A 26,803-nucleotide genomic window follows, 5' to 3' on the forward strand; every position below is an offset into this window, starting at 1 on the left:
TGCTGCTCAACCCAGGTCAGCGCACAACCCTTACCGAACTGATCACCGCATTACCGAACGATGGACGGGGAGATGGGTCGCTATTGCGGTAACTTCGTCACAGGTCTGCCAGCAACTTGCGAGCTTCCACGAGATCGCGTGTTTCCAAGCCCTCGCTGAACCAGCTGTAGATCGGCACAAGAGCGTCGCGCGCCTCTCGCCGCATGCCGCGTGCCGCCTGGAGTCTGGCGCGCGCAACGCTTGCGCGAAGCTCGGGCAGCCTTGCTCCCTGGGCAGCGGCAATTTCAATCGCGGCCTCGAACTCCGCATCCGCTTGATTTTCGGCCTCCTCCCCGCCTGCCAGCAACAGCAGTTCACCGCGCTCCCGGTGAAGCTCGACGGCGCACCAGCTCTCGAGACTTGCGTCCGCAATTGCCACCGCTTCGTCGATGACGCGAAGCCCAGCCATGGCGTTTCCAGCCTTGCGATGAAGCGCCGCGAGCAAGCCAAGATGGTGCGGAATGCGTAGTCCCGCGCTGGTTCGCCGGAGATCCTCAAGCCCAGCATCAAAGTCCGCAAGACCTTCCTCAAGCCTGCCGGATTCAGCGATCGCCCAGGCGCGAACGAGGCTGGCCCATGCACCATAGTAGTCGAAGCGGTACTCGGCGCAGATGTCGCGTGACTCTGCAGCGGCTTTCAGTGCGGCATCGGGCTCTTGCCTGAACTGATACAGCATCGCCAGATAGTTGAGCGCGAGCGCGATGCTGAATGGATGTGAAATCTCACGTGCGACGGCGAGCCCTTTCTCAGCAATCCCAAGGCTACGAACGGGATAGCCGAGATGCCAATCGCAATGACTCATGTAGGCGCGGCAGAATACGCTCATATCAATTCCGTAGACCTCGGAATAATAGCGGCCGCGGTATTCGCCGGCTTGTGCGCTTCTCTCGAACCGGTCGCGCGAGAGTTGAAACTGGCCGAGGTGGAACGAGAGCACTCCCGCAAGATGATCGGCTTCGGCTTGACGTACGGGATCACCGCTTCGTTTCGCGAGCGCCTCCGTCTCCTCAACGAGGCTTGTGACCTCGCGCAGGTTGGCGCGCACGTGATAGACGTGGCCGAGCCCCTTCAACGCGGCGGAGAGATCAACCTCGCTCTGCAGCTCGCGGCTGAGCTCCTGTGCGCGCTGGAACGCCGCTTCTGCCTCGCGTGAAGCAAATCCTTTTGTTGCAATCAGCGGGCCGCCAAGCCCAAGCTGCAGGGCAAGCTCGAAGCGCGAGCGTGATGCTCCAGGAGGAAGCGCATTGGCGCACTCGAGCCCCGATCTCAGATGGGCAATTGCCTCCATATTCGCCGATCGGGCGGCTGCGAGGCGGCCGGCCCTCAACCAGTATGGAATGGCCTTCTCGGCCAATCCCGCCTCGCCAAAGTGACGAGCGACGAGCTCCGGCTGTGCTTCGACAAGTTGCGGAAAGAGCGCTTCGATCGATGTGGCAATCCGCGCGTGCAGCTCCTGGCGGCGCCGCTTGAGCAGGCTTTCGTAGGCGGCATCGCGCACCAGGGCGTGCTTGAAGACATAGGTAGCGGCAGGCGCGAGGCCGCGCCGGAAAACGAGCTCTGCCGCTACCAGGCGGTCAAGCGCCGCGGCAAGCTCCCCTGCTGGCATCGACACGACTGCAGCAAGCAATTCGTGATCGAACTCGCGGCCGATACAGGCTCCGATCTGGGCGACCTCCTTGACTGGAGCAAGACGGTCAAGCCGCGACATCAACGAATCGTGCAGCGTCGCTGGGATCGCCAAGGACGGGAACGCGCCGGCGAGGACGTAGCGAGCGCCGGTGTAGCGGAGGATCCCGGCTTCAAGAACGGCCTTCGTGAGCTCCTCGGTAAAGAGCGGCACACCCTCGGTCCGCGCCAGAATCTGGTCGAGGACCTCGGCGGGAAGCGCTTTGCCTTCGGTGATCCGGTCAACGAGTACAACCACCTGCGCCTGCGGCAGGCGGTTTAGCATGAGCAACGTGACGTGCGGAAACCCGGTCCATGGTGGCGGGAGTTCCGGACGGAACGTGGCGACGACCAGCACCGGCAGGTTCTGAAGACGATCCACGATCTGGTCGAACAGCTCGCGCGAGGTGGGATCGAGCCAGTGCGCATCTTCAAGCACCATCAGCACCGGGCCGCGAGCGGCAAGTCGATTGAGCCGGGCCAGAAATGTGCGGAACAGGAGCGCCTTCCTTTGCTGCGGCGACATCTCTGGCTGGGTGCTCGGCCTCTCAGTTGGAATGCCGAGCAGATCGGCAAGAAGCTGGATTGCATCACTGGACAGCCCTTCGCCGTTTTCGCCGAGGAGTAATTCGAGGCGCTTGAGCCGTGTTTCCGCGGTATCCTCAGGTGCGAACCGCGCCTCCCGCTCAAGCTGCGAGATGAAGGGAAAGAGCGGGCTGTTTAGGTGATGCGGCGAACAGGCGTAGCTAACGAGCGTGATTTGTTCGGCCTGTAGCCGTTCTCGCAGCGCGAGCACCAATCGTGATTTTCCGATTCCTGGCTCGCCAAAAATCAAGACGACCTGTCCAGCCCCTCCTTTGGCAAGCTGCCACCGTGACAGCGTCAAATCGAGCTCCTCGCTGCGCCCGACGAGTGGCGTGACGTGGGCTCCGTGCAGGGCCTCGAACCTGCTTTCTGCCCGGCCTTCGCCGGTGACACTCCAAGCTTGCACCGGCTCCGCAAAGCCCTTGAGCCGAAGGGAACCGAGCTCAACAAACTCGAAGAGATCGCCGACCAGGCGGCGCGTGCTGTCGGCGATAACGACCGTACCAGGCTCCGCAACCTGTTGCAGACGGGCCGCGAGATTAGGCGTTTCCCCAGTGATTGCTTCCTCCTTCGCAGCACCTTCCCCGAGCAGATCACCCACCACGACAAGCCCGGTGGCGATGCCGACGCGTGCTGCCAGCAGGCCTCCTGCGCCTGACGACATGCCGCTGACCGCTGTTGCGACCGCAAGTCCCGCCCGGACAGCTTGTTCTGCCGCATCTTCGCTTGCGCGCGGCCAGCCGAAATAGGCCTGCACGCCGTCTCCCAGAAACTTCGCGACGTGGCCCTCCAGTCGCGCAATCTCTCCCGCCACCGTGTTCGAGTAGGCCCGCATGACCTCGCGCAGCTCCTCGGGATCGAGACGGCGGCTGAGGTCGGTCGAGCCGACGAGGTCGACGAACATGAGCGTAAGCTGACGGCGCTCCACCGACGCGGGAGGCCGCGCCGCCGCCAGGTCCGCTGGTAGCAGGCCGATTGCACCGAGAAGCTTCCGCCGGTGGCCGACAGCCAGGACTCCAATCTCCTTGAGATCTTCAACCGTCAGGTGGGGCAGGATCTCAAGGTCAATTCCGTTGTCGCGGAACGTCTGCTCATAGGATTGCAGGCCCAGGCTGCGCAGCCATTCTCCGATGTCCAACTTCGTCTCCGTAGCCCCCTCGATTACGGATCCCCTCCTCCTCTTGTCAGGCGGCCGGTCGCTGTGCAGCGGCCGGCCTGACGTTCTGGTTTAGCCGGAACAGGTTGCCAGGATCGTACTTGGCCTTCAGCGCGGCAAGACGAGCGTAGTTCGGGCCGTAGGCGCCGGCTACGCGATCGGTCTCGTCCTCCGGCATGAAGTTGACGTAGACGCCGCCGGTTGCGTGAGGCGCAGTCTCAGCAAAGAGCCTGCGCGCCCAGGCGATCGAACGTTGCTCATCCGCCGGATCGCGCCATCGCGTGTGAACGTTCATGACAAACTTCGCATCGCGGTGGGGAAACGCCGTAGCGTCGACGGCCATGCGACTGGTGGCGCCACCAAGCTGACCGATGAAAATCTCGCACTCCCCGGTCGGCAGGCTTGTCGTATGGCTCACCAGCGTATCGAGAAGACCGTCGTTGAGTTCAACGAAATTGTGCGACTTCCAGTAATTATAGGCGCCGGGCGCGAGAAGTGGGTCAAACGCGGTCTGCCAAGCCGCGAAGGGCTGCATGCCGATCACGTCTGCGATCGGCTCTCCGAGCGCGCGCAACGGCTCCAATGCGTGCTTGCCCTCGTTCTCATCTCCCGCATAGCAGACGGCGAACGCGACGATCTCCTTGCCGTGAACCTCAGCGGGCAAGAACGGCAGCGGCGGTGCCTGCCTGAGCACCACCCACACCGTCAGTTCGTCGGGCGCCTTGGCGGCGACGTCGCGATAGCCCGTCAGCAGCTCCTTCGCCCGCGAAAAGGGATGGACGATGAGTCCGGCCAGAACCATCGGACCAACAGGATGCAGGCGGAACTCGAACGAACTCACCACCCCGAAATTGGCTCCGCCTCCGCGCAGCGCCCAGAACAGGTCGGTCTTCTCGGCGATGTTTGCCCGGACGAGCTCGCCTTCGGCCGTCACCACGTCGGCCGAGATCAGGTTGTCGACGGCAAGCCCGAACTTGCGGCTAAGCCACCCGAAGCCGCCGCCCAGCGTCAATCCTGCAACGCCGGTCGTCGAGTTGATCCCGAGCGGGGTAGCAAGGCCGAAAGCTTGCGCCTCCTTGTCGAAGTCGCCAAGCGTTGCCCCCGGGTCCACGCGCGCGGTGCGGTGAAATGGATCAACCCGGACGGAGCGCATCAGCGAAAGATCGATCAAGAGCCCGCCGTCACAAACAGCATTGCCCGCGATGTTATGGCCGCCGCCGCGCACGGCGACCAAGAGGCCGTGCTCACGCGCAAGCCGTACAGCACGAATGATGTCTGCGGCCCCTCTGCAGCGCACGACCGCGCCTGGGCGGCGATCGATCATCGCATTCCAGATCGTGCGTGCTTCATCGTAGCCCGGCTCCTCGGCCAGACAGACGTTGCCTCGCAAGGTTTGGCGAAAGGCAGCAATTGCATCGCTTTCAAGCGTAATCGCCCCGCCGTGCAGCGAGGCCAGCCGGATCTCTGCCATGGCATCTCCTCCGTGACTAGCGGTCAGAATTTCGGCAGTCAGCTCTCATGCTCTTGGACGGATCAGCAGAAGGGGCGGCCACGCCCACGGCTCTTGCAACCGACGCGGCGCAGAATCGCCCCGCTGCACGCCGTTCGACATTGCGAACGGTAGATTTCCGCCTAGAGGTTAGTCCTCCGGCAAAACAAATGGTTCTGCGACAGAGTGTCTCGCGGGTGAGGAGCGCTGACAAGCCCGCGCGGGTCGCGCTTTCCGTCACCTGCAAACCAAACCAAGAAAATCCGGTCCGCAAGGGAGCTCGGAGGTCCGCTCTTGATGCTGTGGACGGCTCCTCCACGGGCACGAGCTGCCTCCCAGTCGGAGTGCAGCGGATTAAAAACCTGCGAAAACAACCCCATGCACAGTAGAACGCCGTTGTTTTCAAAGACGAATCTTGACCGCTAATCGACGCCGTCGACGGCTTTGACTCGTCGGGCAAAACAGGGGCATCATGCCATCATCGCCCTGGCTGCCGCTCCTGCACCCCGATCCAGATTTGCCCGCCCGCGATCCGCACGCCGCGGCCGGCATCGGCGCGCACCCGGCCCCAAGCGCTCTGCAACCAATGGCACGATTGATGCTGCCATGATGCGAAGCGTGCTTCGTATTGGGGGATGTCATGACGGATTCCGAACTTCGCGCTGATATTCACAGCATCGAGCCAATTCCCGATGCGGACCGGGACTCGACCGGCCCGCAGCAGATGTGGATCTGGGCCGGCGCCAATATCGCACCGGTCAACTGGGCGCTCGGTGCGCTCGGCATCATCTTGAAACTCGGCCTGATGGAGACGATCGCGGTCATCGTGCTCGGCAACATCGTGGGATGCGCGATCTTCGCGACCTTCACGGTGATGGGACACAAGACCGGCGTCAACCAGATGGTGCTGAGCCGCTCCGCCTTCGGCGTCCGCGGCGCCTACCTGCCCAGCATCCTGATGTTCCTGATGACGCTGGGCTGGATCGGCGTGAACACCTACTTCCCGGTGAAGGTGTCGATGGGCATCCTCGGCCAGTTCGGCGTGCCCGATACCTGGTTCATCGAGATCGTCGTCATCACGCTGGTGATGGCCGTGCAGGTGCTGCTCGGCATCTACGGCTTCTACGCGATCCGCACCTTCGAGAAATACACGGTGCCGCCGACCATCGCCATCATGGTGCTGATGAGCGTGCTCGCGTGGACGCGACCCGGCGTCGTCAACTGGAGCCTGACGACCTCGCTGCCGCCGGGCGCGCATCTGGCGATGCTGTCGTTGCTGATGACCGCGATCGGCGTCGGCTGGGGCATCTCCTGGGTGACTTGGGCCTCCGACTATTCGCGCTTCGTGCCGAAAAGCGTGCCGTCGAAATCAGTGTTCTGGTACAGCTATGTCGGCATGTTCGTGCCGACGGTCGGGCTTGGCATCTTAGGTGCGACCATCGCCTCGACGACGCTGGACACCGATCCTGCGAAAATGGTCAGTGCGGTATTCGGCGGACCGGTCAGCATCCTCGTGCTCTTGATGGTGCTGCACGGCCCGATCGCGACCAACATCCTCAACGTCTACTCGGCGACGCTGGCGGCGCTGAGCGCGGGACTGAAATTCTCGCGCTTCTGGCTCACCGTCATCGTCGGCGTCGCAGGCTATCTGGTCACGCTCTACTTCATCTTCGCGCCGTCCTTTGCGAAGGCGTTCGACAACTGGATGATTAGCCTGTTGCTGTGGATGAGCCCGTGGGCCGGCGTCGTGCTCGCGGACTACTTCATCAAGCGCAAATGCAAGATCGACGTCGCCGAGCTCTATCGCTCGCCGGAGACCAGCGCTTATGGCGACATCAACTGGGCCGCCATGGTCGCGTTCTTCGCGGGCCTCGTTGCGGGATGGCTGGTGGAGGACGGCCTCGTCGGCGCGCTCCAGGGTCCGATCTCGATCAACCTGCTCGGCGGCGCGGATCTGAGCTGGCTGTTCGGCATCGGGATTGCAGGCCTCGTCTATCTTGGGCTCAGCAAGCTCGTGACGTCGCCCTCCTCGGTCGTCGTGAGCAGCGCAGGCAGCTAGCGGCAAGCTCCGCGACATGATCGCGCTGCTCCGGGAAAAATGCGGTCTCAGCGCGCGGGATGCCTACACGCTCTGCTCGATCGCTGCGGACCTCAGGGTCACGCAGCTGGTCGACGGCAACAAGGGCATTCACGGCGTGCTGGCCAAATCCCGCACGCCGCAGCGAACGTAAGGTTCAAGCCCCCAACCGTTGGGCGACCTCTTCGCAGGTCAGGAAAGCAACACCATCGAGACCGCGCAGCCAGCTCAACAGGTCGTCGAGCGCGGCAATGCGGCTGGCCCGCGCGCTGCCGTAGTCGCTGCGCGGATGCAGCGTCAGCGTGATCAGGCAGCGCTCGCGATGCATCGCCTCGATCTCCTCGCGCCACATCTTCATGACGCGAGCGTGCGTCTGGCGCTGGGCGTAGAGCGTCGCGTCGATCAGGATCTCCGCATGCGGCACCTCGACCATGTCGCGGCCGCCATCGACGTCCAGCCGATACGGATGGTCGTCGTCCTGAAAGCTTGAATCATAGCGATAGCCGAGATCGGCGAGGTGCCCGAGCGTACGCTCCGTGAAGCGGCCATGCGGCGCCCGAAAGCCGCGCGGCGCGCGTCCGACGATCCGCGACAGCGTCGCATGCGTGCGCTCCAGCAGCGCTCGCTCGTCGATCCCGGCCGCGTCCATCTCCTCCATCGCCCAGCCATGCGCGGCGATCTCATGCCCGCGGCCGCCAAGCGCCGCGATATAGGCGGGATTGGCTTCCGCCTCTGCGCCGGGCACGAACACGGTGGATTTGATGCCGTGGCGATCGAGCAGTCCGAACAGCCGCTCGCAGCCGACGGCATAGGCGTATTTTCCGTAAGAAGCGCGGCCGAACAGGGCGTCCTCCCCGAGCTGGGTCAGCTCCACCGTCTTGCCCTGGAGATTGACGGTGACGACGACGGGAACGATCGGCTTGCTCATTGTCCGCTCCAGTCCCGCCGCCAGTCGGACGGACGCTTCAGGCACCATTCCGCCAGCTCCAGCATGCCGACGAAGCGAACGCCTTCGTGGCGCTTGGCATATTTAATGAGCCCTTCGACCGCCGCGACGCGCGCAGGCGAGCCCGAGCCATAGCCGACGCGCGGATGGAAGGTCAGGTTGTAGTAACCGCCCTCGGCGTAGATGGCATCGAACTCCTGCTCCCAGTGCGTCAACACTTCGGATGGTGGCGTGTAGCTGACGCGGTAGAACGGAAAGTCGTCGAGGCTCGAGGTGTTGTTGGGCAGGCAGACATAGTCGCTGCGCTCCTCGCCGTCGTAGCGCGCGAGATAAGGCAGGTCAAAATCCTTGTCGCTGGAATCGTAGACATAGCCGAGCTCACGGAGCTTGCTCAGCGTGCGCGCGGTCTTGTGTCCGGACGGCGAGCGCCATCCCCGTGGCGCGACGCCGGTGATCTCCGTGAGCAGCCGGTGCGTCCGTTCCAGCAGCTCCGGCTCGGCATCGCCGGGATCGACGCCCTCGTGAAAATAGCCGTGCGAGCCGATCTCGATGCCGGAGCGCGAGATGTCGCGGACGAGATCCGGGCTTTCCTCCGCGTCATAGCCGGAGACGTAGAACGTCCAAGGCACGCTGTGCCGCGTGAACATGTCGACGAAACGCGGGATGCCGCATTTGGCGGAGTAGCGGCCGTGCGAGCGCGCGCCGAGCGGCAACTGACCGCGGCCGCGTTCCAGCGACGTGCCGTCGAAATCGAGCGTAAGGCCGACGACGCAGCGCGCGCCATCCGGCCAGGCATGTTGCTTGCGCTGGGCAAGAGAGATCATCTGACAACCTCGACGTTCCAGAAACGGGGTTTGCGGCCGGCCCATGGCGCATACCCGCGCACCTTGGGTGAGACCGCGGAGACGTTGACGCCGGAGCTCCACACGATCATCGGCGCATCATCCACGAACAGCTTGTGGAGCGCATCGAACAGCGGCTGACGGGCCTCAGGCGCGGCCGTCTCCATCAGCCTGCCGAGCAGGTCGATCGCCTCACGATTACCCCAGACGCGGTCTGGCTGCGCGGCCTTGTCGCCGATGAAGCGATCAAGACCGAAAGCCGGATCGAGATAAGGCGTGTAATTCCACACCATGAGCTGATAATCGCCCTTGTTGTAACGGCTCAGCTGGGCCGCGAATTCGACGACCTCGACAGTGAGGTTGAGGCCGGCCTGCTGCGTCATCGCCTGCGCCAGCACGGCCACGTCGTTCATGACGGGAAAGCGCGAATTGGTGGTGATCTTGATCGGCTCGCCCTTGTAGCCCGCCTCGGTCAGCAGCTTCTTCGCACGCGCGACGTCGAGGCTGAAGCCCGCCTGCTCCACCGCGCCATAGTAGCGGCTCGACAGCGGCACCAGAGACGTACTCGGCTTGGCATAGCCGTCGGTCAGGCTGTCGCTCATACTGGGGTAATCGAGCGAGGCGGCAATGGCTTCACGGATGCGCTTGTCCTTCAGAAGCGGATCGTTCGTCTGCATCACGATCGCGTTCAGCGAGGCGACGGGCGCCGCGCTGATCACGAGACCAGCCGACTTCAACTCGCCCGCGAATTTGGGATCGGCCGACGGCCAGAGATCGAGATTGCCGGACTGGATCGCCGCTTTCGCCGCCGCCGGGTCGGGCACGATGGACAGCCTGACACCGTCAACCTTGGGCGACTTGGCCCCAGCGAGGCCGTCGGCCGGCTCGCTACGCGCGGCATAGGCCTCGTTGCGGGCAAGCTCGATGAACTGGCCGCGGCGCCATTCGGCGAGCTTGAACGGACCGGTGCCGATCGCCTTCTGCCAGGAGCCGTCGGCTCCGGCTGAGTCCGGATGCGCGATGCCGGTGCCGTCGCAATCGGCTCGCGCCATCGTGCTGAGGAAGGCGCCGCTCGGCTCAGCCAGACGGAACACGACCTGCTCCGGCGACGGCGCCGTGATCTCGGCGATCTTGATCTTGTGCGTGCCGTCGAAATTGGTCCGGCATGGCCAGCCGGATTTCGGATCGAGGAAGCGCTCCCAGGTCCATGCCACCTCCCGCGAGGTCAACGGCGCACCATTGTGGAACGTCACGCCCTCGCGCAGTGTGAAAGTGTAGGTGCGCCCATCCGCTGATGTCTCAATCGCCTTGGCCAGCATCGGGGCGACGGTCCCGTCGGCGCGCCAGGCAACGAGGCCCTCGTAGATCTGCTGCAACACGAGGCCGGTGTTGTCGTCAGGGCTGTTGCCCGGCATCAGGCCGCGGATGTCTGTGGTCACCATGCTGCGCAGGACGCTCTCGGCGCGGGCCGCGGACAGCGACGCAATGATCAGACACAACGCCACGACAGAACGCTTCATACGCATTATCCTGATTAACCCGAGGCACGCGCCGCCGCCGCACCAGCGAAGTCCAGAACGGGCGCGGCCGCGAGCAGCGCCTTGGTGTAATCATGCTGCGGGTGATCGAACACGTCGTCACGCGAGCCTTGCTCGACGATCTTGCCGCCCTGCATCACCACGACGCGGTCAGCGACCTGCTCGACGGCGGCGAGGTCATGGCTGATGAACAGGCAGGCAAAGCCGTATTGCGTCTGCAACCGCTCGAACAGTTTCAGCACCTGCGCCTGAATGGTCATATCGAGCGCCGAGACCGGCTCGTCCGCCACGACGAAGGCCGGCTCGCGCACGATGGCGCGGGCGATGGCGATCCGCTGGCGCTGTCCACCGGACAATTCATGCGGCCAGCGCTTGCCGAGACCGGCAAGCCCGACCTCGTCCAGCATCGCCTCCACCCGAGTGTCGCGCTCGGCTGTCGTCAATTGCGGGACGTGGCGCAGTGGCTCGGCGACAATCTCGCCGACGCGCATGCGTGGATCGAGCGAGGAGTAAGGATCCTGGAACACCAGTTGCGAGGCGAGACGGAAGTCGCGATCGATCGTTGCCGTGACATCCCTGCCCCGGAACCTGATCTCACCGCCCGACGTCGGGATCAGGCGCAGCATGGCCCGGCCAAGCGTGGTCTTGCCGGAGCCGCTGCCGCCGACGACGGCGACCGTTTCTCCGGCGGCGATGTCGAGATCGACGCCGTTGACGGCGGAGACGCCGGTGTCGCGGCGGAACAGCCGCTGCCGCCCGGCGAAGCCTACCTTGAGATCACGTACGCTAACGAGGGGTTCGCCGCCCCGTCGCGCTTTGGTCGTGGCGCCGCGCCGCGGCAGCGCCTCGACCAGTCGCCTGGTATAGGCTTCGCGCGGCGAGAACAGGATCTGCCGGGTCGTGCCGGTCTCGACCATCTTGCCTTGCCGCAGCACCAGCGCGCGCTGCGCGTAGCGCGAGACCAGGCCGAGATTGTGGGTGATCAGCATCACCGACGTGCCGTGGTCACGGGCGAGCCCGACCAGGAGGTCGAGCACCTCGCGCTGGGTCAGCGTATCCAGCGCCGTGGTCGGCTCGTCCGCGATCAGCAGCTTCGGCTTCAGCAGCATCACCGAGGCCAGCATGATGCGCTGGCGCATGCCGCCGGAGAATTCGTGCGGATAGGCGTCAAAAGTCCGTTCGGGATCACGGATCTGCACCCGCGCCAGCATGTCGAGACAGCGGCGCCTGATCTCGCGCTTACCGAGCCGCTCGTGCAGGCCGATCCCTTCCGCCATCTGCGCGCCGACGCTGATGGCGGGATTGAGCGAGACCATCGGCTCCTGGAACACCATGCCGACGGTAGGCCCACGCATGGTGCGCATCTGGCGCGCCGAGACGTTGGCGAGATCGACGCCATCAAGCACGATGCGGCCGCCGGCCTTGCGCAGACCCGGCGGCAACAGGCCGAGCACGGCACGCGCCGCCGCTGTCTTGCCGCTGCCGGATTCGCCGACGACGGCGAGAAACTCGCCGCGCTCGACGGCGAAGGAGACGTTGTCGACGATCACGGCATTGCTGGCGGCAACCTCGATGCGCAGATTTTCGACCGACAGCAGCGTCATCCGTGCGCCATCCTGGGATCGAGGCGATCGCGCAGCGAATCGCCGAGCAGATTGATGCCGAGCAGCGTCAGCGCGATGCAGAGGCCCGGTGCGATCGAGAGCCAGGCCGCCGTCTCCATGAATGGACGACTTGCCGCCAGCATGTTGCCCCAGGTCGGCGCCGGCGGCGGCACGCCGAGGCCGAGGAAGCTCAGCGCGCTCTCGGCCAGCAGCACCCAGCCGAACATACTCGTCGCGAGCACCGCAACTGGCGCGACCGCGTTCGGCATCACGTGGCGGAGCATCGAATAGACCTCGGAATTGCCGATGACGCGCGAGGCCTCGACATATTCCTTCTCGCGGATCGACAGCACGGTGCCGCGCACCACCCGGACCACCGAGGGAATGTAGGCAAGACCAAGCGCCAGAATGAGCCCGACCTTGTTGGCGCCGACCACGATCATCACGGCCAGAGCCAGTAGGATGCCGGGAAATGCCAGCAGCGCGTCGTTGACGGCCATGATGATGCGGTCAACCCAGCCGCGGATGTAACCCGCCGCGCAGCCGATCACCATGCCGGCGGCTACGGCGAGCGAAACCGTAACCAGAGCGATCACCACACTGGCGCCCGCGCCGACCATGATGCGACTCAGCACGTCACGGCCGAATTCGTCGGTGCCGAGCCAGTGCAGTGACGACGGCGCCTGAAGTCTTGCCCGCAGATTGATGCGCAGCGGATCGAACGGCGTCCAGAAAGCACCGGTGACGGCAGCGCCCAGCAGGAGCGCAATCAGGACGCCGCCGATCGCGGTATTGGCGCGCATCCTCATGCCACCGTCACCCTCGGATCGAACAGCGGATAGCAGAGATCGACGATCAGATTGACGACGACGTAGATCACGGCGGTGAACAGCAGGCAGCCCTGCACCACCGGATAGTCACGCGCGAAGATGGAATCGACCAGGAGACGGCCGAGGCCGGGCAGCGTGAACACGGTCTCGATGACCGCGATGCCGCCGAGGAGATGGCCGAGCACGAGACCGATCAGCGTCCAGGTCGGCGCGAAGGCGTTCGGCAGCACGTGGCGGGCGAGCACGCGCCATTCCGGCACGCCTTTGGCGCGTGCGTGGGTGACATATTCGAGCCTGAGCACCTCGATCGAGGCGGCTCGCGCCATGCGCGTGAGCACGCCGATCTCAACCATGGTCAGCGTCGCGATCGGCAACACGATGAAGGTCGCCGCCTGCCAGAAATTCTCGGCGAACGGCACGTAGCCGATCACCGGCAACCATTTCAGCTTGAGCCCAAAAAGAAGCAGCAGCAGAAGACCGAGCCAGAAGCTCGGGATCGACAGCAGCAGCGTGGCCCCGCCGACGACGGAGAGATCGAGCAGGCTGTTCTGCTTCCACGCGGCCACAAGGCCGGCCGGAACCGCGATGCACGCGGACGCCGCGACCGCCACCAGCACGATGACGGCGCTGACCTGGAAACGATCGAGGATCAGCGGCAGCACCGCGAGGTTGTTGGTGATGGAGTGACCGAAGTCACCGGCCGCAAGCTTGGCGATCCAGTGCATGAACTGCACCGGGATCGGCTGATCGAGGCCGAGCTGGGCGCGCAGCTGTGCGGCCTGTGCTGGATCGGCGGCATCGCCGAGCATGACCTGCACGGGGTCACCGGGGATGAGACGCACCAGCGCAAATACTGCGATCGCGACCAGCAGCAGTGTCGGGATCGTCATGGCCAGCCGTCTTGCGAGGTAACCCAACATGGTGCGCCTTGCCTACTGCACCGTGACGCCCCAGAACCGCGGCTGGGGATAAAGCCAGCCGGCATAGCCCTTGATGCTCTTGCGCAGCGCCGTCAGCTCGGCGCCGTTGAACAGCACGATCATCGGCACGTCGGCGATGAAGCGCTTGTGCATCTCGTCGAACAGCGCCTGCCGCGTCGTGGTATCGTCGATCATCATGGACTGGCGCAGCATCCCCTGCGCCTCCGGATTGTCCCAGACCTTGCGCGGCTGCGACGCCTTCGGCCCGGTCAGCATCTCGAAGCTCAGCGAGGGATCGAGTCGGGCCGAATAGACGAAGGCCATCGACTGGTAGTCGCCGCGGTTGTAGCGATCGAGCTGAGCCGCCCAATCCATCACCTCGAGCTCGATGTTGATCCCGACGGTCTGCGCCATCGCCTGCACCAGCACGGACGCATCGAACACGAAGCTGTAACGCTTGTTGGTGATCATCTTGATCGGCTGGCCGCGATAACCGGCCTCCGCCAGAAGCTTCTTCGCTTCCGCGATATTCTGCACATAGCCGTGCGACTGCGCCTCGCCGTAGAAGGGGCTGCCGAGCGGCAACGCCGAATTGTTGGGACGCGCCGTGCCCATCATCACGGCATCGACGATCTGCGCGGTGTCGATCGACAGCGCGATGGCGCGGCGGATCCGGACATCCTTCAGCAGCGGGTCCCTGGTCTGGAACAGGATGCCGGTGAGGCCGAGCGCAGGCGTGATGCTGAGCTGCACGTCGGAGCGCGACTTGAGCTCTTCGAGATCGGGGATCGACAGGCTCAGGATCACGTCGAGCGAGCCACTGAGCAACCCCGCTTTCGCGGCAGAACTATCCGGGATCACGTTGAAGCGCACGCGATCGACCTTGACGTCCTTGGCGCCGGTGTAGCCGGTGCGCGGCTCGCTGCGCGAGACATAGCCGTCGAAACGGACGATATCGATATATTGTCCCCGCTTCCACTCGGCGAGCTTGAACGGGCCGGTGCCAATAGGGGCGATCCACTTGCCGTCCGCGCCGACAGAGTCGCGATGAATGATTGCGGTCTGCCCGCAATCGGGCCGCGCCAGCGTCGGAAGGAACAAGGCCGTCGGCTGATCAAGCGTGATGGCAACGGTCTGTGGATCGGGCGCCTCGACCTTCTCGATCCGCGCGATGCCGGTGGCGCTGAATTCAGACAGGCAGCGCCATTGCGTCGCCGGATCGAGCCAGCGCTTCAGCGACCAGACCACGTCATCCGCGGTCATGGTCGCGCCGTTGTGGAACTTGACGCCCTGCCGCAGGCGGAATGTATAGGTCTTTCCCTCGTTCGAAATCGTCCAGCTGTCCGCCAGCATGGGTCCGATGGACGTATCGTCGCGGAAGGCGACCAGCCCTTCCACCACATGCGCGATCACGCCATCGGTGTTGGCGTCGCGATTGGTGCCGGGATCGGTCGAGCGGATGTCCGCGTTGAGCCGGGTCCTCAGTAATGTCTCGGCGCCGGCTTTCCCCAGCATGGCCCACAGGGCGAGCGCAGCCAGACCGACCGCCCACGCCGGCGATGGCCGACGCCGCCCCATCACGCTGCCCCCGCCGCCGCGACCGACCGCTTGAACGCGGCCCGCCCGATCTCGTCGATCTCGAGCCGGTATGTGGTGAATTCGCGGTTGAGCGCCGGCAGCGGCGCCGCCTGCATCAACCCGCTCGCCGGCTCCATCAGGATCATCGCCACGGTGGCGCTGAGATTGTTGCTGAGATTGCGGCGCGGCGGGCGGCACACCGACCAAGGATAGGCGAACTCGTCGAACAGGGCGTTCTTGACGGTATCGAAGGTGATGCTGCCGATGTGCGGCTGAAGCAGATCGCGAACGCGAATGTCGCGGTAGAGACTATCAGGCGTGTTGAAGATGCCGGTGTCCTTCAACTTGCTGAGCGCGACGGGGCTGAGGAAGTTGTTGGCGTGGACCAGCAGGCCGTTCTGCGGATGCACCTGGAAGGTCTCGTCCGGGGCGCACTCGAAATCGATCGCCACGCCCTCGCGGTGGCTGACGATCATGTTGTTGGCCGCCGACTTCTTCGTGCAATAGACCGCCCGCATCGCCAGCGCCAGATGCTCGTTCTCCAGCACCTTGCGGCGGATCAGCGCCAGCGGCACGCCGACCTGGCGATAGTCGCGGTCGCTCTCGAGATAGTTGGCCGTGATCGCGATGCCGACGGCATTGAAGCCGCAGCGACCGAGCGCGCCGGCTTCGGTGAAGGTCATGAGATCAGGACCGTCGTCGCGCCGCACCTTCAGCACCACCGCGGTCTCCGCGCATTCGCGCTTCCAGTCCCAGTTCTGGGCGTGGATCAGGCGGCCGCTGGCGGCCGCCTGCGGCATCACGACGACGCCGGTGCAGCCATCGGGATCTTCCGGTGTCTTCAGGCGCGCGCGGATCGCGGGATTGGCGAGCTTGATGATCTCGGTGCGGGCATTGAGCAACACGACATCCTCGAACGGAACGTCGGCGCCTTCCGCAATGCCGCGCATCTCCTCGATATAATCAGGCTCGAACCCTTCGATGACCGGCACATAGTCGCGCACCAGCGCGGCGACACCGTTTGCGTCGAGCGAAAGCTCCTTCAGCTGCGCGAAGTAATGCGTCGTCCCCTTCTTGATGCGGCCCGCCGCCTTCTGCCCGTACTGACGTCCACGCTCGCGCGGGGGGCCGGAGATTTCGATCAGGGGAAAGGGTTCGATCATGGGACGCCAAGTTCCTTCGTGAAGTTCCTTTTGCTTTCCCGGGAAGGCTAATGTATTTTGTAATGACATGAAACAAAAATCTTCAGCCTCGAAATTGACCTTGGAAAAGGCGCCCCCAAGCCGTCTTCAGCGCGAACTGTCGGCCGGGATCATGGACCTGATCCGGAGCGAAGGGCTCGCGCCCGGCACGCGCCTTGCCGAAGTCGCGCTCGCCGAGCGCCTCCAGGTCTCGCGCACGCCGGTGCGCGCCGCGCTGAAGCTGCTGGCGCGGCGCAAGCTCGTGCATGCCGGCGCCAGTCGTGGCTATTTCGTCGCCGAGGCCGCCCCCGCCTCGCACAAGGCACCGCCAAAGCCGAACCCCGACGATACCGACCGGCTGTTCCTCGCAATCGCGCGCGACCGCCGCGCCGGCCGGCTGCCGGAGGAAGTTTCCGAGCGCGACCTGATGCAGCGCTACGATGCGACACGGCCGATCGTGCAGCGCGTGCTCACCAAGCTTGCCGAAGTTGCTGCCGTGCAGCGCAAGCCCGGCCACGGCTGGCGCTTCCAGCCGACGCTCGCGGACACGCAGGCGCGCGACGAGAGCTATCGGTACCGTCTGCTGATCGAGCCGGCCGGCCTGCTCGAGCCGGGCTTCCGGCTCGACCCGGCCTGGGCCGCCGAGATGCGCCGCCGGCATCAGGAGATGCTGGCGATGCCGTGGAGCGACACGGCCAGCATCGCGCTGTACGAAATGAACGCGGCCTTTCACGAGGGCCTCGCCGCCGCATCAGGCAACCGCTATCTGCTGGTCGCGGTCCAGCAGCAGAACCGGCTGCGTCGCTTCGGCAACTACGACTGGACCTTCGGCCATGAGCGCGTGATCGTGAACTGCCGCGAGCATCTCGCCATTCTCGACCAGCTCGAAGCCGGCCAGAACGAGGCTGCCGCCGCGCTGCTCCGCCGGCATCTCGAAGGCGCAGCAAAGCTCAAGCGCAGCCCGGCCAATTCCAACACGCCATCCAAAGCCTCCTGACGTTTGCAAGAGTTGCCATGACCATGAATGCCTTCGCTTCCTCCAACAGCCCCCTCACCCGCGAGGCCATGGAGCCGTTCTGGCTGCCGATGACGCCGAACCGGCAGTTCAAGCAGAAGCCGCGCATCTTCGTCGGCGCCGAAGGCATGCACTACATCACCGATGACAGCAGGCGCATTCTCGACGGCATGGCGGGGCTGTGGTGCGTGAACGCGGGACATGCGCAAAGGCGCATCGTCGAGGCGATCCAGGCGCAGGCGGCAAAGCTCGACTTCGTCTCCTCGTTCCAGATGAGCCATCCGGCCGCCTTCGAGCTCGCCCGCCGCATCACCGAGATCGCGCCCGCCGGCCTCGACCATGTCTTCTTCACCAATTCCGGCTCGGAATCCGTCGACACTGCCCTGAAGATCGCGCGCGGCTATCACCGCGCGCGCGGGGAAGCCAGCCGCATCCGCTTCATCTCTCGCGCCAAGGCCTATCACGGCATGGGCTGGGGCGGCCTGTCGGTGAGCGGCATCGTCCGCCACCGCCGGGATTTCGGCCCGCTGCTGCCGGAGGTCGACCACCTCCCGCATACGCACGATCCCGAGCACGCGGCGTTCTCGCGCGGGCAGCCGCAATGGGGCGCGCATCTCGCCGACGAGCTTTCAAAGCTGCTGCAGGTGCACGATCCCTCGACGATTGCCGCCGTCATCGTCGAGCCCGTGACCGGCTCCGGCGGCGTGCTGCCGCCACCTGTCGGCTATCTCGAGCGGCTGCGAAAGATCTGCGACCGGCACGGCATTCTCCTGATCTTCGACGAGGTGATCACCGGCTTCGGACGCCTCGGCGCCGCGTTCGGCGCCAACGCCTTCGGCGTGACACCCGATATCATCACCTGCGCCAAGGGCATGACCAATGCTGCCGTGCCGATGGGCGGCGTCATCACCAGCGGCAAGGTCTATGATGCGCTGATGCAAGGGCCGGATAACACGATCGAGCTGTTCCACGGCTACACCTATTCGGCCCATCCGCTCGCCTGCGCGGCCGGTCTTGCCGCACTCGACGTGTACCAGGATCTCGGCCTGTTCGAGCGTGCCCGCCGCCTCGCGCCGGCGTGGGAAACCCAAGCGCATGGCTTGCGCGACCTTCCCCATGTCGTCGACATTCGCAACATCGGCCTGCTCGCCGCGATCGACCTGAAGCCGCGTGACGGCGCAGCAGGTGCACGCGGAGTCGAATGTGCCAGCCGCTGCTATGACGATGGCGTCCTGATCCGCAGCAGCGGCGATACGCTCCTGATCTCACCGCCTCTGATCATCACCGAGGAGCAGATCGACGAGATCTTTGCCGCGATCCGCCGTGCATTGATCGCCATCAGCTGACCGCCGGCCGGGAGCATCACGGCGATCTGACAGTCGAAGGCAACCGCGCAGCCGGCGAGAACGGGTGGCTTAGAGCACGCCGGCGACGCGCAGTGCCTGCTCTAGCGCCTGCAACTCACCGCGTGTCGCCGCCGGTTGCGGCGGCCGCGCCGAGTCGCATGGCAGACGCCCGAGCAGCTTCAGGCAGGCCTTGAGCCGCACGGTCGCGCGTCCTCCCGGAGGGTCGCGGTAGATCGCGACCGCCAGTGGATACAGCTTCTCATGCGCGGCGCGTGAACGCTCCCAATCGCCGGCTTCGGCCGCAACCCAGAGGTCGACCACAAGCTCCGGTACCACACAGGCGAGGCTGACCTGGCTGCCGGCCGAGCCGATGAGATAGCTCGCCAGCAGATGTTCGTCGCCCGAGCCGAGCACGACGAAGTCCGGTCGCAGCTTCCCAATCAGCCGCAGATTCTGTTCGTAGGCCGCAACCTCCCAGCTGCCTTCCTTCACCGCAACGAAACGGGGATCGGCGACAAGCCGCATAAGCAGCGGCGGCGCGTAGGCCATCGCGCCCGCGCCGACGGGCGCGGCGTAGAGCATCAAGGGCACCGTCGTGGCGTCGCGGATGCGGCGGTGATGCTCGATCACGCAGTCGTCGGCATGGCCGAGCGCCCAGCTGTTGGGAGGGAACACCAGCAGCCCGTCCGCGCCGGCCTCTTCCAGCGCAGCCGCCTCGCGCGCGGCCTCCAGGCTCGATTCATGATTGACCCCGGAGACGATCAGGCAGTCCTTCGGCGCGTGCTGGCGCGCAAGCCCCACCACGCGCCGCTTCTCGGCCAGCGACAGCATGAAGTTCTCGCCGGCGTGGCCGTTGACGAGGATCCCATTGATGCCGCGTGTGGACGAAACCGACGCGAGATGCGCTGCGAGCTGCGCCTCGTCGACCTCGAAATCGGGAGTCATCGGCACGATGGTGGCGGCGTGAATGCCGCGCAGGCGATCGCTGAATCTCCGCATCCCGGCCGACATCGCCACCTAGTGAATGATCTGGTCGAGGAACGTCCGCGCCCGTTCGGACTTCGGATGCTTGAAGAATTCCTCGGGCGCGGCCTGCTCGACCACCTTGCCCTCGTTCATGAACACGATACGGTCGGCGACCTCGCGGGCAAAGCCCATTTCGTGGGTCACGCACAGCATGGTCATGCCCTCTTCCGCCAGCTTCTTCATGGTCTCCAACACCTCCTTGACCATTTCCGGGTCGAGCGCGGAAGTCGGCTCGTCGAACAGCATGATCTTCGGCCGCATGCACAGCGCGCGTGCGATCGCGACGCGCTGCTGCTGGCCGCCGGAGAGCTGCCCGGGAAATTTTTCGGCCTGGTCGGGAATCCGGACTTTTGTGAGGAAATACATGGCGAGGTCCTTCGCCTCCGCCTCGCTCATGCCGTTCGCGGTCATCGGCGCCAGGGTGCAGTTCTCCAGCACCGTCATGTGCGGAAACAGATTAAAGCTCTGAAACACCATGCCGGTGTCGCGCCTGACGGCGTCGATGTTCTTGCGCTGATGATCGAGCTCGACGCCGTTGACGTAGATCAGGCCCTCGTCGTGCTTCTCGATGTGGTTGATGCAGCGAATGAGCGTCGACTTGCCCGAGCCGGAGGGACCGCAGACCACGATCTTCTCGCCCTTGGCGACCTTGAGATCGACCTCGTTCAGCGCGGTGAAGTCGCCATAGTGCTTGTAGACCGCCTCCATGTGGACCGCAGGAACCTCGCGGATTTGCGGTTGCACTGTTCCACCTTCGGCCGTAGTCATCGATATCTCGCTCATGCGCGGGCCTCCACACTCGCCTGCGCAACCGGCGCGCTCGCTGCGACGCGCCTGGTTTTCGCCGCGCTCGAGCGACCGAAATGCTTCTCAAGCCGGCGTTGAACCGCGTCCCAGACCGAGGTGAGGATCAGGTAATACGCCGTTGCCGCCGCATAGACTTCCAAGATCTGGAAATGCTCCTGCATCAGCATGTCGCTGCGGCGCATGAGCTCCTCGACCGAGATCACGGAGGCGAGCGAGGTCGCCTTCAGCAGCGAGTTGATGGAGTTGCCTAGCGGCGGGATCATCAACCGGAACGCCTGCGGCAAGGTCACGCGGCGGAACGTGACCCAGGGCGACAGGCTGAGCGCCCAGGCGGCCTCGCGCTGTCCCGCCGACACCGCCATGAAGCCGCTGCGCACGATCTCGGCGAGATAGGCCGCCTCATTGAGGATCAGGCCGACGAGCGCGCAGGTGATCACGCTGAACTTGATGCCCAGCTGCGGCAAGCCGCTGTAGATCACCACCAGCTGGATCAGGAGCGGCGTGCCGCGGAAGAACCAGATGTAGAAGCGCGCTGCACCCGCGAGCACCGGATTGGACGACATGCGCAGCAACGCGATGCCCATGCCGAGGATCAATCCGCCGACGACCGCCGCCACCGTCAAGCCGATGGTGACGAGCACTCCTTTCATCAGGAAGTAATTGAAGAAATAGCTGACGGCGGCCGTCGGACTGAAATGGCTCATCGGCTCGTCTCCGTAAGAATCAGGCCGGACCGGGGCCGGCGATCGCAAGCGGCTGGTCGGCCGGCATGCTGGTCAGGCCGAACTTGTCGAACAGCGCCTGGTAGCTGCCGTCGGCCCGCATAGCGTTCAGCGCCTTGACGACGGCATCGACCACCGTCTTGTTGCGGAAGCCGAGCGTCGTGCGGGCGGTGCCGAGGCCGCTCAGCACTTCCTTGACGCGGCCGCGGCTGGTGAGGTCGCGCGCCACGCTATCGACGAGCAAGGCGTTGTCGACCTGTCCCGCCAGCAGCGCGCTGACGACGTTGGTGGCAGTGGGGAACGTCCGCATCTCGACGGCGGCTCCGCCTTTCGCGGCGCTGGCATCGCTGAGCTTCTTGAGCCAGTTCATCTGGTAACTGCTGACCTCAACGGCGGATGATTTTCCGATCAGATCGTTTTCGGTAGCAATTTTTGTGCCGCTGTCGGGAGCAACCACGACCGAAATGGCCTGAATCGCGTAAGGCACCATGTACATCAGCTTGGAACGTTCCTCGGTCCAGAACATGCCGGTGTCGATGCCGTCGATGCGGGCCGCGTTGAGCGCAGGGATCATCGCCGGAAAATCCATCCGGACGAGTTCGACCGGAAGACACAACCGCTTGCCGAGTTCGGCGGCGAGCTCGACGTTGAGGCCCTGCAGCTGGCCGTCCTTGTCGACGAATTGCTGCGGCGGATTGGTCGGGTTGATGGAGAGCTGCAATTTGCCGGGCGCAATCAGATTGTCGTCGGTGATTGCGGGCGTACAGACGGCATGCACTGCCGTGGATGCGAGAACGAGCGCGGCGGCCGCACTCAAGCGAAGCAGTGTCGAGACCATGAATTCCTCCAGTAAGACGCCAATGACCGATGCAGTTCCTCGCCCGGGATTCCCCCTCGCCGTTTCTTGGATGCGGCCTGCCGGATCTCGCGACACGGCAGGCAGCATCATCTTCGATCTGCTCCGGCCGGTCCCGACATCGGCCTCAGCTCGATGCGCATGAAATTCTTCACCAGGGATTCGAACGGACCAAAACCCTTCACCTTAAGGAACTCCGGCGTCTCGAACGCCCATCGCCCCGCGACTTCGTACATGGCGGCGTATTTGGGACCGTCGCCGATCGAGACGAAGCGCTGAGCCGAGAGCCAGCCGGGACAGGCGAGCAGATCAGGAAAATGCCGATGCTCGTACCAGGTGTTGAACGCATCCTCGTGCTCGGGATCGATGTCGACCCGCACGATGTGGATGAAGGCTTCGTCCGGCATCGGCTCGCCCCTCATGCCAGGCGGATGTCGCCGGCCGCGCGCGCCGCGCCGACCGTCGTTGCAATGGCATCGCACAGCGCAGGCAGAACCGGCAGCAGCGGTGGCCGCGGATCGGCGTTGCCGATCAGGCCGAGCGCCTTCAGCCCGACCTTCATGCGCGTGTGCATGTCCATGATCGGCGCAGGTCCGTAGATTGCGCGGACGATCGGATAGAGCCGCTCGTTGACGGCGCGCATGGCCTTGAGGTCGTCGGCGAGCGAGGCCTGCCACAGCGCGACGAACAGATGCGGCGCGAGGCTGACGAGGCCGGAGAGAATGCCGTCGCCTCCGACGGCGAGCTGCGGCAGGAACCAGTTGAAGTTCGACGGCAGGATCGCGACGGAAGGATCGGCCTGCTTCACCGCCCGCCGGTTCTCGTCATAGGCGAAGATGGTGTCGCTGCCTTCCTTGATGGCGATAACGCTATCGATCGCCGCGATCTTCGCCAGCGTCTCCGGCGAATAGCCAAAGCCTGATGCCAGCGGATACTGGAAGATCGATACCGGGATTCGGATCGCGGAGCTGACCGCCTGCACAAAAGCCACCGGCGCGCGCGAGGTCGCCGAGGCTCCGCCGCCGAGCGGTGCGGGCGGGAACAACACGGCGCAATCGGCGCCGGCCGCTTCCGCGAGCTGGGCCTGATGGATCGCTTTCGCGGTGGAATGCGCGATGATGCCGGCCAGTAGCGGCTTGCCGCCGATCTGCCGGCGCGTCCGCTCGATTACCGCCTGGCGCTCGTCGTCCGAAAGCGATCCGCCCTCGCCCGCGTGGCCATTGACGAACACCGCCGCGATTCCATCCGGGCAGGCGCAATAGTCCAGCACGCGGGCGTAGCCGTCCCAGTCGATCGAGCTGTCGTCTTTAAAGGGCAGCACGGTCGCGACCGTGACGCCGCGCAAGTCTGGTTTTTTCATCGCCTTGCTCATGACGGTTTGCGCCGCGGAAATTTCAGGCTCGCCCGTGCCTTCAGCACTTCGAGGCCGCCCTCGTTGCGCGCGCTCGCTTCCCAGATGATGGTGCGGGTCTCGTCGTGCTGCTCGGCGATCCAGACGTCGAAGGTGAGCGTGTCGCCGTAGAACACGGGCCCGGTGAACCAGAAGCGGTCCTCCACCGACACGCCGATGGTGCCGACCAGCTCAGAGGTGAGGATGCTGGTGCAGAGGCCAGCAACCATGATCCCCGGCGCCAGCCTGCGGCCGAAGCGCGTCGCGCCGGCATAGACCTCGTCGACATGAACGGGGCCGAAATCGCCGGTCGCGGCGATATAGAGCGCGCCATCCGCCTCGGTGATGGTCTTGCTCAGGCTGACCCTGTCATTCACCTTGAGATCGTCGAAGGATTTCGGCTCGTACATGGTTCAGCCCTTCGCGAAGGGAACCAGCGTCGCGGTGCCGTCGACAACGGTCGTGCCGGATGGCGACAGGGTGCAAGTCACGCGGCAGGTTGCCTCGTCACCGGCGACCGAAACGATCTCGGCCCTCGCTTCGACGGACTCGCCGACGATCACGGGCGCAGCAAAGTTGAGCGCGATGCTGCCGATCCGCCGCGTCGGCCCGCCGAGCTGGCTGAGGCACGTCGTGGCAAGACCGCCGACGGCGAGCTCAAAGGCGACCATGTTGGAGGCGCCCGCCTTTTTTGCGCGGACGGCATCGACATAGAGACCGCCGAGATTGCCGCTGATGCCGGTGAACATCGCCTGCTCGGCCACCGTCATGGTCTTCCGAAAGGCGAAGGCGGTGCCGGGCTTGAGAAGTGCGTGAGACATCGGTCGCTTCCCTAGAGCTGCAAGCCGTTCTTGATGGTGCTGCGCGCAACCAGCATGCGGTGGATTTCGGAGGTGCCGTCGTAGATGCGGGTGACGCGAGCGTCGCGATACATGCGCTCCAGCGGCAGGTCCTTGCTGAAACCCATGCCGCCGAACACCTGGATGGCGCGGTCGACCACGCGGCCCTGCATCTCGGAGGCCGCGACCTTGATCATCGAGACCTTGTCGCGCGCATCCCTGCCCTGATCGATGTCCCAGGCGGCGTTCATCACCATCATCTTGACGCCAAAGATCTCGGTGGCGGAATCGGCGATCAGCTTCTGCACCATCTGGAAGTCGCCAATCAGCTGGCCGAACTGGCGCCGCTCGCCGGCATGCTTGCGCATCATCTCGAGCGCGCGCTGCGCCATGCCGACGGCGCGCGCGCCGATATGGGCGAGCCGGATCTGCAGCACGCTCTGCATGATCAGCTTGAAACCACCGCCGACCTCGCCGAGCACGGCCGCTTTCGGAATGCGGCAGTCCTCAAAGCTCAGCTCGGCATGGCCGTAGCCGCGATGGCCCATCATCGGCTGGGTGCGCGCGACCTTGAAGCCGGGCGTGCCGCGGTCGACCAGGAACAGGGTGATGCCGCCGCGGGCACGCTTGTCCTTGTCGGTCAGCGCCATCAGGATCACGTAGTCGGCAATGTCGCCGTCGCTGATGAAATGCTTGGTGCCGTTGAGGACCCATTCGTCGCCGTCGAGATGCGCCGTGGTGCTGATCGACGCCGCATCGGACCCGGCGCCCGGCTCAGTGATCGCCATGGCGCAGATCTTGTCGCCCTTGACCGTGGGCAGCAGATAGCGCTCGACCTGATCGCCCTTGCAGGCCATCAGCATCGGATAGACCTGGCCGAACACGCGGCGGATCAACGCATCGGAGGTCTTGCCGAACTCCTCCTCGACCAGGCAATGCTCGACGCAAGTTAGTCCACCGCCGCCGACATCCGCCGGCATGTTCATGGCGTAAAGGCCGAGCTTCTGTGCCTTGGCCTTGGTGACCGCAAGCACGTCGGCCGGCACCTTGGCCGTCAGCTCCACCTCGTCTTCGAGCGGCTGCACCTCCGTCTCGACGAAGCGGCGAACGGTATCGACCAGGAGGCGCGTCTCTTCGGGGACAGAAAAATCGATCATCGCGCCACTCCGACGGCCTTGCCGGCGACCATCGCGTCGATCTCCGCGGCGCCGTAGCCGATCTCGCCGAGCACCTCGCGCGTCTGCGCACCGAGCCGCTGCGGCACCAGCCGCACCTCCGGCATCCGGCCATCATAGCGCGCGGGATGCGCGACCATCCGGATCGGCGCGCCCCCCGCACTCTCGGCGCTCTTGAACACGCCGAGATGCTCGAGCTGGGGATCGGTCTCGAGGTCGCGATAATCCTGCACCGGCGCGTGCCAGACCCGCGCGGCTTCCAGCGCCGGCAGCCAATCGGCCGTCGACTTCTGTTTCAGCTTGGCTGCAACGATCCGCGTGATCTCCTCGCGCTTCGAAAAACTGTCGGCCTCCCCGAACGGCTTCAATGCCTCGCTCTCCAGCGCGACCGCGAGCGTCTTGGGCGACGCCATGGAAATCGCGAGATGGCCGTCCGCCGTGGCGTGAATGCCGTAAGGACCGGGGCTGAACCACGCCGCGATGCCCGCCGGACCGCGCGACGTCGGCGACGGCGCACCGTTGAGCCAGGCGGTCAGCGGCTCGACCTGGAGATCGAGCGCGGCCTGATAAAGATTGACCTCGACGATCTGCCCCTTGCCGGTTTTCGTTCGGGCAAACAGCGCCGCGAGGATGCTCATGGCATAGAGCGAGGCGGCATGCTGATCGACGATGACAGCGCCGACCGCCGTCGGTTCGCCGTCCGCCCGCCCGGTCCGCATCGCAAGGCCAGACATCGCCTGGAGCAGAAGGTCCTGGCCGGGGCGATCCTTGTAGGGCCCTTCCGACCCGAATCCGGTCGCTACCGCATAGATCAGGCCGGGATTGATTGCCTTGAGCGTGTCGTAACCAAGACCGAGCTTGGCCATGGTGCCGGGGCGAAAATTCTCCATCACGACGTCGGCGGTCGCGACCAGCTTCTTCACCGCGGCAATGCCGTCGGGATGCTTGAGATCGACGGCGAGACTGCGCTTGTTACGTCCGGTCGCCAGATGATTGACGCTGTCGCCTGCGACGAAATGATTGGCGACCGCCCAGTTGCGCTGAAACGCTCCCTCGATCGGCTCGACCGCGATGACGTCCGCGCCGAGATCGGCGAGCGTCTGCGCGGCCAGGGGACCAGCGAGATAGTGATTGAAGCTGAGGATCTTGACGCCGTCGAGCAGGTTCATCCGTTCAC

General features: G+C 64.9%; 23 protein-coding genes and 1 pseudogene. 4 read left to right on the forward strand and 20 right to left on the reverse strand.

Annotated elements, in window-relative coordinates:
- Positions 1-97 precede the first annotated feature (97 nt).
- Both ACR9YP_RS30090 and ACR9YP_RS30095 read right to left on the reverse strand, forming a co-directional pair.
- A complete protein-coding gene (locus ACR9YP_RS30090; RefSeq protein WP_474217745.1) occupies positions 98-3,427 on the reverse strand; it encodes an adenylate/guanylate cyclase domain-containing protein in 3,330 nt (1,109 codons plus the stop codon).
- A gap of 46 nt (positions 3,428-3,473) precedes the next feature.
- A complete protein-coding gene (locus ACR9YP_RS30095; RefSeq protein WP_438109412.1) occupies positions 3,474-4,916 on the reverse strand; it encodes an FAD-binding oxidoreductase in 1,443 nt (480 codons plus the stop codon).
- Positions 4,917-5,574: 658 nt separating this feature from the next.
- On the opposite strand from ACR9YP_RS30095, the gene ACR9YP_RS30100 reads away from it, so the two are divergent.
- Both ACR9YP_RS30100 and ACR9YP_RS30105 read left to right on the forward strand, forming a co-directional pair.
- Entirely contained in the window at positions 5,575-6,993 is a 1,419-nt protein-coding gene (locus ACR9YP_RS30100; protein WP_438109413.1) for a cytosine permease, read from the forward strand.
- Between the two features lie 7 nt (positions 6,994-7,000).
- A pseudogene (locus tag ACR9YP_RS30105) lies at positions 7,001-7,165 on the forward strand (acetamidase/formamidase family protein); the annotation flags it as partial.
- A gap of 3 nt (positions 7,166-7,168) precedes the next feature.
- On the opposite strand, the gene ACR9YP_RS30110 reads toward ACR9YP_RS30105, so the two are convergent.
- Genes ACR9YP_RS30110 through ACR9YP_RS30145 form a run of 8 tightly spaced genes read right to left on the reverse strand, consistent with a single transcriptional unit; the run spans position 7,169 to position 16,432 of the window.
- Entirely contained in the window at positions 7,169-7,939 is a 771-nt protein-coding gene (locus ACR9YP_RS30110) for a polysaccharide deacetylase family protein (protein ID WP_438109414.1), read from the reverse strand.
- Positions 7,936-8,781 (reverse strand): polysaccharide deacetylase family protein, encoded by an 846-nt coding sequence (locus tag ACR9YP_RS30115; protein WP_438109415.1) that lies wholly within the window; start codon positions 8,779-8,781, stop codon positions 7,936-7,938. Before ACR9YP_RS30115 ends, ACR9YP_RS30110 begins: the two co-directional genes overlap by 4 nt.
- Positions 8,778-10,319, reverse strand: coding sequence for an ABC transporter substrate-binding protein (locus ACR9YP_RS30120; protein WP_438109416.1), 1,542 nt, complete (start codon positions 10,317-10,319; stop codon positions 8,778-8,780). Before ACR9YP_RS30120 ends, ACR9YP_RS30115 begins: the two co-directional genes overlap by 4 nt.
- A 14-nt stretch (positions 10,320-10,333) precedes the next feature.
- Positions 10,334-11,941, reverse strand: coding sequence for an ABC transporter ATP-binding protein (locus tag ACR9YP_RS30125; protein WP_474217746.1), 1,608 nt, complete (start codon positions 11,939-11,941; stop codon positions 10,334-10,336).
- Positions 11,938-12,750 carry an ABC transporter permease gene (locus ACR9YP_RS30130; protein WP_474217747.1) on the reverse strand — a complete coding sequence of 271 codons (813 nt, stop codon included), beginning with the start codon at positions 12,748-12,750 and terminating at the stop codon, positions 11,938-11,940. Before ACR9YP_RS30130 ends, ACR9YP_RS30125 begins: the two co-directional genes overlap by 4 nt.
- Complete coding sequence (locus ACR9YP_RS30135; protein ID WP_438109417.1) at positions 12,747-13,691, reverse strand: ABC transporter permease; 945 nt, start codon at positions 13,689-13,691, stop codon at positions 12,747-12,749. Before ACR9YP_RS30135 ends, ACR9YP_RS30130 begins: the two co-directional genes overlap by 4 nt.
- A 12-nt stretch (positions 13,692-13,703) precedes the next feature.
- Entirely contained in the window at positions 13,704-15,269 is a 1,566-nt protein-coding gene (locus ACR9YP_RS30140) for an ABC transporter substrate-binding protein (protein ID WP_474217748.1), read from the reverse strand.
- Positions 15,269-16,432, reverse strand: a complete 1,164-nt coding sequence (locus tag ACR9YP_RS30145) for a C45 family autoproteolytic acyltransferase/hydolase (protein WP_438109419.1) — start codon at positions 16,430-16,432, stop codon at positions 15,269-15,271. Before ACR9YP_RS30145 ends, ACR9YP_RS30140 begins: the two co-directional genes overlap by 1 nt.
- A gap of 100 nt (positions 16,433-16,532) precedes the next feature.
- Between ACR9YP_RS30145 and ACR9YP_RS30150 the strand changes: the two genes are divergently transcribed.
- Complete coding sequence (locus ACR9YP_RS30150) at positions 16,533-17,447, forward strand: GntR family transcriptional regulator (RefSeq protein ID WP_370986588.1); 915 nt, start codon at positions 16,533-16,535, stop codon at positions 17,445-17,447.
- Positions 17,448-17,470: 23 nt separating this feature from the next.
- Positions 17,471-18,811, forward strand: coding sequence for an omega-aminotransferase AptA (gene aptA / locus ACR9YP_RS30155; protein ID WP_438110815.1), 1,341 nt, complete (start codon positions 17,471-17,473; stop codon positions 18,809-18,811).
- 69 nt (positions 18,812-18,880) lie between these two features.
- On the opposite strand, the gene ACR9YP_RS30160 is transcribed toward aptA, so the two are convergent.
- The 10 genes from ACR9YP_RS30160 to ACR9YP_RS30205 all read right to left on the reverse strand — a co-directional run bounded on the left by ACR9YP_RS30160 (position 18,881) and on the right by ACR9YP_RS30205 (position 26,795).
- On the reverse strand, positions 18,881-19,810 hold the full coding sequence (locus ACR9YP_RS30160) for a dihydrodipicolinate synthase family protein (protein ID WP_438109420.1): 930 nt from the start codon (positions 19,808-19,810) through the stop codon (positions 18,881-18,883).
- An 18-nt stretch (positions 19,811-19,828) separates the two neighbouring features.
- Positions 19,829-20,620: an amino acid ABC transporter ATP-binding protein gene (locus ACR9YP_RS30165; RefSeq protein ID WP_438109421.1), complete on the reverse strand. Its 792-nt coding sequence runs from the start codon at positions 20,618-20,620 to the stop codon at positions 19,829-19,831.
- Positions 20,617-21,348, reverse strand: coding sequence for an amino acid ABC transporter permease (locus tag ACR9YP_RS30170; RefSeq protein ID WP_061882212.1), 732 nt, complete (start codon positions 21,346-21,348; stop codon positions 20,617-20,619). The genes ACR9YP_RS30165 and ACR9YP_RS30170 overlap by 4 nt, the downstream gene beginning before the upstream one ends.
- A gap of 19 nt (positions 21,349-21,367) precedes the next feature.
- A complete protein-coding gene (locus ACR9YP_RS30175; RefSeq protein WP_438109422.1) occupies positions 21,368-22,204 on the reverse strand; it encodes an ABC transporter substrate-binding protein in 837 nt (278 codons plus the stop codon).
- 107 nt (positions 22,205-22,311) lie between these two features.
- On the reverse strand, positions 22,312-22,629 hold the full coding sequence (locus tag ACR9YP_RS30180; RefSeq protein WP_474217749.1) for a hypothetical protein: 318 nt from the start codon (positions 22,627-22,629) through the stop codon (positions 22,312-22,314).
- An 11-nt stretch (positions 22,630-22,640) separates the two neighbouring features.
- Positions 22,641-23,582 (reverse strand): dihydrodipicolinate synthase family protein, encoded by a 942-nt coding sequence (locus ACR9YP_RS30185; RefSeq protein ID WP_438109424.1) that lies wholly within the window; start codon positions 23,580-23,582, stop codon positions 22,641-22,643.
- A gap of 8 nt (positions 23,583-23,590) precedes the next feature.
- Entirely contained in the window at positions 23,591-24,022 is a 432-nt protein-coding gene (locus ACR9YP_RS30190; RefSeq protein WP_011086090.1) for a MaoC family dehydratase, read from the reverse strand.
- A gap of 3 nt (positions 24,023-24,025) precedes the next feature.
- Positions 24,026-24,433: a MaoC/PaaZ C-terminal domain-containing protein gene (locus tag ACR9YP_RS30195; protein ID WP_474217750.1), complete on the reverse strand. Its 408-nt coding sequence runs from the start codon at positions 24,431-24,433 to the stop codon at positions 24,026-24,028.
- 11 nt (positions 24,434-24,444) lie between these two features.
- The gene (locus ACR9YP_RS30200; protein ID WP_438109425.1) at positions 24,445-25,608 is read right to left on the reverse strand and encodes an acyl-CoA dehydrogenase family protein; all 1,164 of its coding nucleotides are present in this window, start codon (positions 25,606-25,608) and stop codon (positions 24,445-24,447) included.
- Positions 25,605-26,795, reverse strand: a complete 1,191-nt coding sequence (locus tag ACR9YP_RS30205; protein WP_438109426.1) for a CaiB/BaiF CoA transferase family protein — start codon at positions 26,793-26,795, stop codon at positions 25,605-25,607. The genes ACR9YP_RS30200 and ACR9YP_RS30205 overlap by 4 nt, the downstream gene beginning before the upstream one ends.
- Between the last annotated feature and the right edge of the window lie 8 nt (positions 26,796-26,803).

The organism is Bradyrhizobium sp. BR14999, from assembly GCF_056106085.1.